General features: G+C 35.9%; 10 protein-coding genes. 8 read left to right on the top strand and 2 right to left on the bottom strand.

Going from position 1 to position 12,378, the window contains the following annotated elements:
- The first annotated feature begins 475 nt into the window (after nucleotides 1-475).
- The 4 genes from ACWV26_RS17185 to ACWV26_RS17170 all read left to right on the top strand — a co-directional run bounded on the left by ACWV26_RS17185 (nucleotide 476) and on the right by ACWV26_RS17170 (nucleotide 5,358).
- Nucleotides 476-2,008 carry an NADH dehydrogenase subunit 5 gene (locus tag ACWV26_RS17185; RefSeq protein WP_455895899.1) on the top strand — a complete coding sequence of 511 codons (1,533 nt, stop codon included), beginning with the start codon at nucleotides 476-478 and terminating at the stop codon, nucleotides 2,006-2,008.
- 53 nt (nucleotides 2,009-2,061) lie between these two features.
- Complete coding sequence (locus ACWV26_RS17180; RefSeq protein ID WP_455898288.1) at nucleotides 2,062-4,620, top strand: DUF2309 domain-containing protein; 2,559 nt, start codon at nucleotides 2,062-2,064, stop codon at nucleotides 4,618-4,620.
- Nucleotides 4,621-4,664: 44 nt separating this feature from the next.
- Nucleotides 4,665-5,030 carry a DUF2294 domain-containing protein gene (locus tag ACWV26_RS17175; protein WP_455895898.1) on the top strand — a complete coding sequence of 122 codons (366 nt, stop codon included), beginning with the start codon at nucleotides 4,665-4,667 and terminating at the stop codon, nucleotides 5,028-5,030.
- A 172-nt stretch (nucleotides 5,031-5,202) separates the two neighbouring features.
- Nucleotides 5,203-5,358: a DUF1540 domain-containing protein gene (locus ACWV26_RS17170; RefSeq protein WP_455895897.1), complete on the top strand. Its 156-nt coding sequence runs from the start codon at nucleotides 5,203-5,205 to the stop codon at nucleotides 5,356-5,358.
- Between the two features lie 139 nt (nucleotides 5,359-5,497).
- Here the strand turns inward: ACWV26_RS17170 and ACWV26_RS17165 are convergent, their stop codons facing one another.
- On the bottom strand, nucleotides 5,498-5,677 hold the full coding sequence (locus ACWV26_RS17165; protein WP_455895896.1) for a hypothetical protein: 180 nt from the start codon (nucleotides 5,675-5,677) through the stop codon (nucleotides 5,498-5,500).
- 78 nt (nucleotides 5,678-5,755) lie between these two features.
- Between ACWV26_RS17165 and ACWV26_RS17160 the strand changes: the two genes are divergently transcribed.
- Nucleotides 5,756-6,133, top strand: coding sequence for an iron chaperone (locus ACWV26_RS17160; protein ID WP_455895895.1), 378 nt, complete (start codon nucleotides 5,756-5,758; stop codon nucleotides 6,131-6,133).
- Nucleotides 6,134-6,225: 92 nt separating this feature from the next.
- Here the strand turns inward: ACWV26_RS17160 and ACWV26_RS17155 are convergent, their stop codons facing one another.
- Entirely contained in the window at nucleotides 6,226-7,230 is a 1,005-nt protein-coding gene (locus ACWV26_RS17155; RefSeq protein ID WP_455895894.1) for a M23 family metallopeptidase, read from the bottom strand.
- A gap of 268 nt (nucleotides 7,231-7,498) precedes the next feature.
- Here ACWV26_RS17155 and ACWV26_RS17150 point away from each other — a divergent pair, with 268 nt between their 5' ends.
- The 3 genes from ACWV26_RS17150 (at nucleotide 7,499) to ACWV26_RS17140 (ending at nucleotide 12,211) form a co-directional block, all read left to right on the top strand.
- On the top strand, nucleotides 7,499-9,394 hold the full coding sequence (locus tag ACWV26_RS17150) for a PrkA family serine protein kinase (RefSeq protein WP_455898287.1): 1,896 nt from the start codon (nucleotides 7,499-7,501) through the stop codon (nucleotides 9,392-9,394).
- A 202-nt stretch (nucleotides 9,395-9,596) separates the two neighbouring features.
- Nucleotides 9,597-10,769 carry a sporulation protein YhbH gene (gene yhbH / locus ACWV26_RS17145; RefSeq protein ID WP_455895893.1) on the top strand — a complete coding sequence of 391 codons (1,173 nt, stop codon included), beginning with the start codon at nucleotides 9,597-9,599 and terminating at the stop codon, nucleotides 10,767-10,769.
- A 41-nt stretch (nucleotides 10,770-10,810) separates the two neighbouring features.
- Nucleotides 10,811-12,211 carry a SpoVR family protein gene (locus tag ACWV26_RS17140; protein WP_455895892.1) on the top strand — a complete coding sequence of 467 codons (1,401 nt, stop codon included), beginning with the start codon at nucleotides 10,811-10,813 and terminating at the stop codon, nucleotides 12,209-12,211.
- Nucleotides 12,212-12,378: the final 167 nt, after the last annotated feature.

The raw sequence follows: 12,378 nt of genomic DNA, 5'->3' as shown, positions 1-12,378 counted from the left end.
TAGGATGGTTTTTTATTAAGATTAGAGCTGACTTGAAAAGGATGGATAAGTCTAAAATTTAAGCCCTATTATTATGCATATTCGCAAGTTTAATATAAGAAAAGTGGAAAAATTCTAATAATACTTGACATTAGAAATGTAAAATATTAAGATAATATTAGATAATGAATTACCTATAATCTAGTATAGTTTTCTTTAGCAGAGAGTTATATTCTGAATATGGCTATTTGAAAAAGATGAGCTATTAATTTATATTTAAATTCTAATGCACTTTCTTAATTTAGAAGGTAGCCAATTTAATAAAAGGTAGACTATTTAACACCCATTAATTGGGTCAGTTAAAAGTAAACCGATAATTTCCAAAGTCTAGTGGATTAATCTGTCCATTAAACTTCGAAAATTATCGGTTTTTTTATTGAATAAATTAAAAATGACAATTTGAAAATGAAATCCATTTCTAAAGGGGGGATGCTGGATGTTAAATTCTTTCTACTTTACTTCATGGCAGACCATATTTTTTATATTGATATTCGTTTCTTTGTGTAGTGCTCTAATCATGTTAAGCCCAAAGGTTCCTTTAAACTTCGTTCGCGTGCATATCGGCATCGTAGCCTTGCCACCGATTGTTGCTCTTTTTGCTTTGGTTTTCAACAATGAAAGTGTAAACATAGGTCCTTGGCATTTTGATTCATTATCATGGCTATGGGCAATGTTCGTATTGACAATTGGATTAATCATTCAACGATATTGTGTACGCTACTTGTTTGGTGATCGTTCTTATCGAAAATATTTTGCACTGTTAACATTTACGACAGTAGCGGATGCAGTAGCCTGGTTAAGCGATGACCTTCGCTTAATGGCATTAGGTTGGGGCATTACTCTATTAGGATTAACAATGCTTATCGGTCTTAAAAAGGAATGGAAAGTAGCTCGCCAGGCTTCAGCTTTGACTGCTCGATATTTTGCGATTAGCTTTCTTGCTTTACTTTTGGCAATCGTTTGGTTATCGCAAGTTACTGGACATTGGGAGTTATCTCAAGCACTTACTCATAACAGTCTTGCTCAAATAGACTCCTGGGAAAAAACTTGTATTAATCTACTGTTAATCATTGCAGTAGTTATCCCGGCATCACAATGGCCTGCACATCGTTGGTTACTAGATTCTGTAGTTGCACCAACACCAATTTCAGCAATTATGCATGCAGGTATCGTCAATGTTGGTAGTATTTTGTTAGCACGCTTTGCGCCAATCTTAAATGGCGATATCACACAGGTTATATTGCTTGTACTTTGTAGTGTTTCGGTTGTGATTGGAACAGGGATTATGTTGGTGCAAGTTGACTATAAACGCCAACTAGTAGGCTCGACAATCGCACAAATGGGCTTTATGTTAATCCAATGTGCTTTAGGTGCATATCTAGCAGCAATTACACATGCGGTATTACACGGATTATTCAAATCAACTCTATTTTTACAAGCTGGATCTGCTGCAAAGTATAGCGAGCCGATTGCTCACAAAAAACAACCAGCGTCATTAGTATGGACAGTATCTGGTGGAATTTTAGGTCTTGCTATTGGATTTGGTTACTGGTTAACTGCACCAGAGCAAGGGTATCAATTGGTAAGTGCGCTTATTTTAGGATGGTCTGTGTCACTAGCTTGGACTCAACTTATGGCTTCAGTTTCTGGCCGAATTGTACGTCTAACAGGATTTATGTTATTTGTTGTAGCAGCAATTGTATTTCAAGTAATCCATACAATCTTTTACAATCTTTTACATGATGATATGCCAATGAGCAGCCAAACACATCTACCACTGGCCATTTTATTACTATGTATCTTGCTAGTAAGCAGTGTAATAGGAACATGGTTAGTTCGTAAACGTTCAAAAGTTTCTATAGCTATTTATCTGTGGCTTGTAAGATTGGGAGAGCCAAAAAATAATCTAGTAGAAAGTCATCCGAAGTATCTTACACAATTACTATCTCGAGGGGGTCACTTACATTGAGTACAGCACTCACTTTAAATTTAGAAAAAGAATCTGATTACCTAGTGCCTGATATGAATGATATGGTGAAATCGGCTAGCAAAGTGATTGTACCGCTAGGACCTATCAATCAATTTGCTGCTCGTAGCCCTTGGGCAGGTTTAGAAGATCAAACATTTGAAGAAACTGCTCGACAAATGAAGGGTACTTGCGACATAGATATTTATCCAAATGAAGCCATGCTAAAATCAGCATCCGAGCAAGATGAAATCAATCAAGACCTGTTAAAAGATGGTTTGAAAAAATGGCTGGATTTACAAGCTTTCGATATGCCAAGAGAAGTTGCAGAACAATATTGTCATAACGCTTTAAAACTAAATCAACAAGTTTTTGAAAATGCAGAGACAAAAGGTATAAAAGAATTAGCAAAGAAACTAAGCCGTTTCAAACCAAAAATGTCTCTGGAAAATATAGTACGTACGAAAAGCCAATGGTTAGATGAGTTGGGGTTGGGAAATGGAAATTATTCAGAGAGCCTTAATTTTGAAATTATTAAATGGTGTAAATTATTTCTGGATGAATCTCAAGCGGTGTGGTCTATGCCGAATCGGGAAAAAGGATTCTATCATGCTTGGAAGGAAATGGTCCAATTTGACTCTGCACTTAACCACAGCATTCGTAAACAATTAAAGAATATACCAGGAGAAGCTGATCAAGCGTTAGCTGAGGGATTAGTTGCATTAGGAGTTCCAGCTTCAGAGATACAAGCTTATCTTGAAGCTCATTTACTTGCATTGCCAGGTTGGGCAGGAATGATGCTTTGGAAATCTCAACAATCCACTACGCTAGAGGCACTTCTTACTGAATATTTAGCTGTTCGAGTTTCTATGGAATGGGCTTTAATTAATTCCCATCTTCCATTACCTGAACAAAAAGTTAATGACCAAGCAAAATTAGAATCCTTCATTATCTGTTGGAACAGATGGGGAAACATGCAAAATAATGAGTGGTCAATGTTGTCGCCTTCTGAAATAAAAGCCCGTTTATTACTTGCTGCCCGTTTTGACCAATTTACTCGCAATCAACTTTGGTTAGAAGCATGGGAAAAAACTTATGAAATTGAATTAATGTATACACTCACTTCAAAACAATCTACAGAGCAAAAAACAAAACCTGTTGTAGCTCAATTTGCTTTTTGTATTGATGTACGCTCAGAGCCTTTCCGTCGACAACTTGAAAAAATAGGACCATTTGAAACATTTGGTACTGCAGGATTTTTCGGATTGCCGATTGAAACGACCAAGCTAGGAAGCAAACATAGCCATGAATCATTACCAGTAATGTTTAAACCACAATATAAAATTACAGAATCCGCTGCGACAAATGAATTACAACAGTTTAAACAACGTGAGGACGCTGCTAATTCTGCTGGTCATACGTTTAAAACATTGAAACAAAACCTGTTTTCTAGCTTACTATTACCAGAAATCAGTGGGCCTTTTTTGAGCTTACAAACTTTAGCACGTAGCTTTGTACCTAAAAAAGCAGGTAAAGCATTAACTAAAATGCGAAAATCATGGTTAGACAAACCATCTACTGAATTATCACTTAACCATACACACCATTTAGATTCAGAGTTACCAGTTGGATTTTCCGAAGAAGAGCAGTTGTACTATGCTCGTCAAGCGTTGAAAATGATGGGTCTGACTAATAATTTTGCACCATTAGTCGTTATTTGTGGTCATGGTAGCCACAGTACAAACAATCCATACTCATCTTCATTAGATTGTGGTGCATGTGGTGGAGCTTCAAGTGGATTTAACGCGAGAGTTCTAGCGGAATTATGTAATCTACTAAATATAAGAAAGCTCCTTGCAAACGAAGGTATTATCATTCCAGAAGAGACAGTTTTTGTAGCAGCGGAGCATAATACAACGCTTGATGAGTTAAACTTCATATATGTACCAGAACTTTCAAATGCATCAAAAGAGTCATTTGATTGTATTCAAACGAAATTATCTAAGGTTCAAGAAGCAGCAAGTGCTGAGAGAATTGTTCAATTACCAACCCTTAGTGCAAATCATAAGAATCCAACAGAAGAGATGCAACGTATTGCAGAGGATTGGAGCGAGGTACGACCAGAATGGGGATTAGCTCGTAATGCAGCATTTATAATAGGTGATCGTAGCTTAACACAAGATTGCAATTTAAATGGAAGGGCTTTTCTTCACAACTATCATTGGAAGAATGACATAAATGGTGATATACTTTCCAACATCATCGCAGGACCAGCAACAGTAGCCCAATGGATTAACTTGCAATATTATGCATCAACTGTTGCACCGCATTATTATGGTAGTGGTAATAAGGCTACCCAAACGGTAACAGCAGGAATTGGCGTGATGCAAGGAAATGCCAGTGATCTATTAACTGGACTTCCATGGCAATCCGTTATGCAATCAGACAATCAAGCTTACCATGCACCACTACGACTTTTGGTAGTGATTCAAGCACCGAAGAACTATGTAGAGCGATTATTAAAACGTGATGTAGCTTTTCTTCAAAAAGTGCAAAATGGATGGGTTCGTCTTGCATCCGTTGATGAGAACGGAAATTGGAAAAGTTGGTCTTAATTATATGATTTAAATCTATGTATTTACAATAGGGGAATAGAATTATGGAAAAAACAAAAGGAAATCTTGAATCGGAAATTAGTAAAGCGTTAACCCATTGGGAGAAAAGCTATCTTGGTAGAGGGTCGGTATCTGTAAAAGCGGACATCTTGCGAGATATGATTATTGTTGTACTACGTGGGATATTATCACCAGCTGAATACTCCGTATGCAAAAATAATGAGGGGTTATTATCAGTTAAAATGCATCGGAATAGTTTAGTGGAATCAGGTCTTGAAGAATTAAAAGAAGTAATACGTACAATTACGAATGTAGATGTAATCAGTTTCCATACAGATATTAGTACGCAAACAGGTGAACGAGTGATGCTTTTTAAACTCTCAGATGATTTGCAAAGTAAATTATCCTAAAAAGAATGCTTACTTTAAATGTTGTACATCGGATAAAATGGTCAGTATATCAATTAAAGTAAATGAAAAAGTTTCAAATTGCAACGGAACGTCTTATTGCTTCGCTGAATCCTCCTTCTAGGTATGAACTTAATTTGAATTGTTAATACTAATTACAAAGGAGGTGTTCATTTTGGCAAAGGACGTTCTTTGTGAAGTAAGTAACTGTACATTTTGGCAAAAGGGAAATCAATGTACTGCCCATGAAATTTATGTAGTCAGCAATAGAGGATCACAGGCCTCTACTACTGAAGAAACAGATTGTAAAACATTTGAACCAAGAAAATAACTAAACTGCTTATTATCTCTCTATAAGGCTGTCCTAAAAGTGCAAACAACACTTTTAAGACAGCCTTTCAAATTTCATCAGTGATTAGCTTCTTGTAATAATAGTATTGATATTAATTATCAATTTCATTCGTGATTTATCAAAAATTTTGAGATGCTTCTAAATCATCTATTGTTAATAGTAATTTGTGCAAATCTATAATACAATCTTCAATATGATAGCAACAATCAAAGTGAAGACTGTATATTACTGAAGTAATTTTATTTCTTAAATCAATCAGCTCAGCATTATTTAAAACCTCTTGTTCTAATTGTTTCATTTGAATAACTTCCTCTCTATTATTTTTCTACTAGTATGTATTTAAAATAGTAATTTTATTCAATAGAAGGAGAAATATATGGAAAATAATAAAGTAGTATGTAAGACAATTGACGAGTATATTGCCAATTTCGGAGCAGATGTTCAGGCAAAACTACAAATGTTAAGAGAAGTGATTAAAGAAGCTGCACCTGAAGCAACGGAAACCATCAGCTATCAAATGCCTGCATTCAAGTATGAAGGTAACTTAGTCTATTTTGCAGCCTATAAAAAACATATTGGGTTCTATCCAACTTCAAGTGGAATTCGTGAATTTCAGAATGAGTTAACGCAATATAAAGGGGGAAAAGGGACCGTACAGTTTCCAATAGAAGAACCTTTACCATTGGACTTAGTAAGTAAAATCGTTAAATTTAGAGTAGAAGAAAATAGACAAAAAGCCAAAAAGAAAAAATAAAGCGCGCAAACCGTATGAGCTTATATCTCTGTGGACTTTTTAGTAAGTACCTTAGAGAACTCGAGCTCATACGGTTTGTTCGCAATTCAAGATTATTTTTTTACCTTTTTGGCTTCTTTCGTTTGACGTTCCCATTGTAAAAGAGATGGGTACGGGTCATATGCCCATTCAGTTCGGCCGTTGAATTTATATATGCCATAGTGTAAATGCGGTGGGAATTTTCCTGATGTACCAGGTTTCCCATAACCAGAACTACCGACATATCCAATGACTTGACCAGGTTTTACGATATCGCCAACATTCAATTTCTTATCATATGAAGAAAGATGTGCATAATAGTGATATGAATTATTGTGATCACGTATCCCAACACGCCATCCACCAAACTGGTTCCATCCTTTTGTTTCAACTACACCATAAGTTGCTGAAAGAACCGGTGTGCCATAGCCAGCAAACACATCTGTCCCTTCATGAATTCTTCTGCCACCCCAGCCTCTGTTAGCTCCCCAAGTTCCTTTATAGCTATAATCATAGCCTAAAGCAACCGGAAAAACATGTTGATCAAAATTGATGGTGTTGAAATGTTTATAAAGAATAGCATTGGTCAAAATTTGATTAACCACTTTTTCATCTTTATAATACTCCCAAAGTGCTAATTTAAAGCCATCGTCTGTGGGTCCAAATCGACTTAGGAAGCTTGCCATTGTAAACAACACATCATCGTCATTATCTGAATTAGCAACACCATCACCATTTCCATCAAGCCCCATTCCCCCAAAATAATCAATTGTTGAAGGGGATTTGTCCTGACTAGAAGGATTTAATGCACCTGCCCAGAATTCTTCTGAGAATTGGATCGCGATGACGCTATTACGTTTTGGTATGTCTTTACGAACAGTTTGTATATTTCGTTCATATTGATCAATCGCAGCAAGAAAATACCAAGGTACAAGCAAATCCTCAAATTTTACATAATACGTCATTCGCGCTTTCAAAACCTCTTCCCTTGACGGCTCCTCTGAAGCATAGGCATTCGTAGATAAGAGTGTACTGAAAACAATTATGAATGCAAAACAAGGAATAAGATTGCGAATCAAGTAATAACCTCCTTTCACCTCAATTAGAATAACCGAAAATTACATTTTCATAAGTGTAGCAATCAGAATATTTTTTCCTTGTTTCGCGTACGTTAATATGTGATTATTTTTGCACAAAAAGTTTTTTCTTTACTAAAGAACATATCTACCTGGGGCTTTTTGAATGAATTCTTTAAGAAAGTTTATCCACCAAAGAATGTGTAGTGGTTATCATTAATTCTTTAATTTCATAATATGATATAAAACTAGCCTGAATGGAGGGAAAACTATAGACATTTTAAACAAGTTTAAAAGTTATCGTGAAGAAGAAAACAGGCTGAAGTGGGAAGGGACATTTTCGGATTACTTAAGCATTGTGAAGGAAAGACCAGAAGTTGCCCAAACAGCCCATTCTCGGGTATACAATATGATCAAGAGTTCTGGCTTGGAAGAAAGAGATAGTAAGAAGCTGTATCACTTTTTTGGAAAAGAAATTTTCGGACTTGAATCGGCAATTGAAAGACTGGTGGAGGAATACTTCCATCCGGCAGCAAGACGATTGGATGTTCGAAAAAGAATATTATTATTGATGGGACCTGTAAGTGGTGGTAAATCGACAATTGTGACTTTACTCAAACGAGGTTTAGAGCAATACTCAAGAACGGATGAAGGTGCGGTATACGCCATCAAAGGTTGTCCAATGCACGAAGATCCGTTACACCTAATACCACATCATCTTCGTCCTGATTTCTACGAAGAGTATGGTATACGAATAGAAGGAAACTTATCGCCTTTAAACACGATGAGACTTGAACAAGAATATGACGGCAATATTGAAAATGTTATGATTGAGCGTATTTTCTTCTCAGAAGATAAGCGTGTTGGTATTGGTACATTTACACCTTCTGATCCTAAATCTCAAGATATTGCAGACTTAACAGGTAGTATTGATTTCTCGACTATCGCAGAATTTGGTTCTGAGTCAGATCCTCGTGCGTATCGCTTTGATGGTGAATTGAACAAGGCGAACAGAGGGATGATGGAATTCCAAGAAATGCTTAAATTAGATGAGAAGTTTCTATGGAACTTGTTATCATTAACGCAAGAAGGGAATTTTAAAGCAGGTAGATTTGCTTTAATTAGTGCAGACGAACTTATCGTTGCCCATACGAATGAAACTGAATATCGCTCCTTTATCTCCAATAAAAAGAATGAGGCGCTTCATTCTCGAATTATCGTAATGCCGATTCCTTATAACTTAAAGGTAAGTCAGGAAGAACGTATTTACAAAAAAATGATTAATGAGAGTGATATGGCTCATATCCATATTGCACCGCATGCATTAAAAGCAGCAGCCATATTCTCAGTATTAACAAGATTAGAAATCCCGAAAAAGCAAGGCATTGATTTAGTGAAGAAGATGCGCTTGTATGACGGTGAAAGTGTAGAAGGATTTAACTCCGTAGACGTGGAAGACTTGAAAAAAGAATATCCAAACGAAGGCATGAATGGAATCGACCCTCGTTATATTATTAACCGAATTTCTTCTGCTATTATACGTAAAAAAGTACCATCTATTAATGCACTAGATGTTTTACTTGCTCTTAAAGACGGGCTCGATCAACATGCTTCTATTAGTCAAGAAGACAAAGAAAAGTACATGAATTATATCGCGGTGGCTAGAAGAGAATACGATGAAATTGCGAAAAGCGAAGTTCAAAAAGCATTTGTGTATTCGTATGAAGAATCTGCAAAAACGTTAATGAATAATTACCTCGATAATGTGGAGGCATTCTGCAATAAAAACAAACTTCGAGATCCACTCACAGGTGAAGAGATGAATCCGGATGAAAAACTAATGCGCTCAATTGAAGAGCAAATCGGTATTTCAGAAAATGCGAAAAAAGCATTCCGAGAAGAAATTTTGATTCGCATATCTGCCTATGCAAGAAAAGGAAAACGCTTCGAATATAATTCTCATGAGAGATTACGTGAAGCCATTCAAAAGAAACTATTTGCTGATTTAAAAGATATTGTGAAAATTACAACGTCTTCTAAAACGCCTGATGAATCGCAATTGAAGAAGATAAACGAAGTTGTTGCAACGCTGATAGACGAACATGGTTATAATTCAACATCTGCAAACGAATTGTTGCAATATGTAGGGAGTTTATTGAATCGTTAAGACTTAGTGATGAGAATTAGGAGTGTCCAAAAATTTTTAAGGACACTCCATTTTTTTATCTTAAAAAGTTAAATAATTTTAAAAGTTAGCATAGTATAAGAAAAGAGATTTTTTTACTTCTAAGAATTACATAATACATTACTTCTAAGAATGATGATGATTTGCATTAAAAACTTCTAATGATAGATGGGTGAGGATATAAATGACTGAAAATTCCAACAAACATTTTGTCATCTCTCAGGAAAATTGGTCCCTCCATCGCAAAGGGCACCAAGATCAACAACGCCATATGGAAAAAGTAAAGGATGCTATTCAAAATAATTTACCTGACTTAGTAAGCGAAGAAAGCATTATTATGTCTAACGGTCGAGATGTTATTAAAATCCCTATTCGTTCTCTAGATGAATATAAAATTCGGTATAACTATGATAAGTCAAAGCATGTTGGTCAAGGAAAAGGTGACAGTAAGGTAGGCGATGTGGTAGCTCGTGATGGTAGTGGAACTAGCCAAGGGCCTGGAAAAGGTAAGGAAGCAGGTGACACTGCTGGTGAAGATTACTATGAAGCAGAAGTCAGTATTGAAGAAATCCAAAATGTATTATTCAAAGAATTAGAACTTCCTAATTTGCAAGAAAAAGAGACAGCAGATATTACATTAGAAAAGATTGAATTCAATGACATTCGTAAAAAAGGCCTTATGGGTAACATCGATAAAAAGCGTACAATCTTAAATGCGATTAAGCGAAATGCGATGAAAGGGAAAGCTGAAATAGCCCCTATCCATAATGATGATTTGCGTTTTAAAACCTGGGATGAAGTCGTAAAACCCGAATCTAAAGCAGTTGTTCTCGCAATGATGGATACAAGTGGATCGATGGGAAGTTTTGAAAAGTACTGTGCAAGAAGCTTTTTCTTTTGGATGACTCGATTCTTGCGATCAAAATACGAAACAGTCGAAATTGAATTCATCGCGCATCATACGATTGCCAAAGTGGTTACGGAGGAAGAATTCTTTACAAAAGGCGAAAGTGGCGGGACGATTTGTTCATCTGCTTATTTAAAAGCTTTAGAACTTATAAAGGAAAAATATAATCCTGTGCAATATAATATTTATCCTGTTCATTTTTCTGACGGTGAGAATATGTCAACTGACAATGAGGCCTGTATTCGCTTAGTTCAAGAACTGATGAAAGTTTCAAGTATGTTTGGCTATGGCGAAGTAAATCAGCATAATCGTTTTTCTACTTTAATGTATAACTATAAGAAAATAGAGAACAAGAAATTCCGTCATTATGTATTGAAGAGTAAAAACGATGTATACGAAGCCTTAAAGACCTTCTTCCAAAAAGAACAACCTGAAGCAAACGCAAATTGACCAAACATTTTTTAGAAATTTGAGCGCGAGGAGGACAATAAATGGAAAAGGAGCTTCACCGTGCGATTGAGGAGATTACGGAAATTGCGACAGGGTTTGGTTTAGATTTTTTCCCAATGCGTTATGAAATCTGCCCTGCAGATATCATTTATACATTTGGCGCATACGGTATGCCTACACGTTTTTCACACTGGAGCTTTGGAAAACAATTTCATAAAATGAAGCTGCAATATGATCTGGGGCTAAGTCAAATCTATGAACTTGTTATTAATTCGAACCCTTGTTATGCATTCTTACTTGATTCAAATACCTTAACTCAAAACAAACTAATTATCGCTCACGTTTTGGCACATTGTGATTTTTTCAAAAATAATGTACGTTTCTCTAACACGAGAAGAGATATGGTTGAAAGCATGACGGCAACTGCTGAGCGAATTGCACATTATGAAATGAACTATGGGAAAGAAGAAGTAGAACAGTTTTTAGATGCCATATTAGCAATTCAAGAACATATTGATCCATCCATATTACGTCCAAGGCTTTCAAAAAGTGACTATGAAGAGGAAGAAGAAGAAGTAAATGCACCAAAAAAGCCTTACGATGAACTTTGGGATTTAGACCAGCCAGAAAAAGATTCGAACGTCATTCGATTTAAGAAGAAAAAATTCCCGCCAAAACCTGAAAAAGATTTACTTCTTTTCATCGAGCTTTATAGTCGTGAGTTAGAAGAATGGCAGCGGGATATATTAACAATGATGAGAGAAGAAATGCTATACTTCTGGCCACAATTAGAAACGAAAATCATGAACGAGGGCTGGGCTTCGTACTGGCATCAACGAATCATGAGAGAATTAAGTTTAAGGACCGATGAAACAATTGATTATGCAAAATTAAATGCTGGCGTAGTTCAACCATCACAAACTTCGATTAATCCCTATTATTTAGGAATCAAGATCTTCGAGGATATAGAAGAAAGATACAATAATCCAACAGAAGAAATGAAACGAATTGGTGTAAAACCAAATTCAGGAAGAGAAAAAATCTTCGAAGTACGCGAAGTAGAATCAGATATGTCCTTTATCAGAAACTATTTAACAAATGATTTAATAAAAAGAGAGGATCTTTACTTATTTGAGAAAAAAGGATCCGAATACAAAATTACCAACAAAGAATGCGATGCAGTAAGAGACCAACTTGTTTCAATGCGAGTGAACGGTGGTTTCCCATACATCGTAGTAGAAAATGGAGACTATTTACGAAACGGTGAATTATTCTTAGTACACGGGTACGAAGGGATGGAACTCGATCCAAAATATTTAGAGCATGTCCTTCCATATATCTACCAACTATGGGGACGCCCAGTCCATGTAAGAACGGTCGTAGAAGGAAAATTCATACTCTACTCCTATGATGGCAAAAAGAATTCTAAGAAGTTTTTATAAAAAGGAATCGGTTTCATAACAGCATAGTCTAGTAAAAGATTCAACTAAATACAGCGTCAAGCCCATGAAGTGATTCCATGGGCTTTTTGGCTTTATATTTTTATCATCTTGCCTATTTAAATAAATAATTTTACTCTTATATAAGTAAATAGTTATATAAGTGTTCA

It is taken from the genome of Rummeliibacillus sp. JY-2-4R (assembly GCF_053847205.1).
This window is presented reverse-complemented; position numbering and strand designations above follow the sequence as displayed.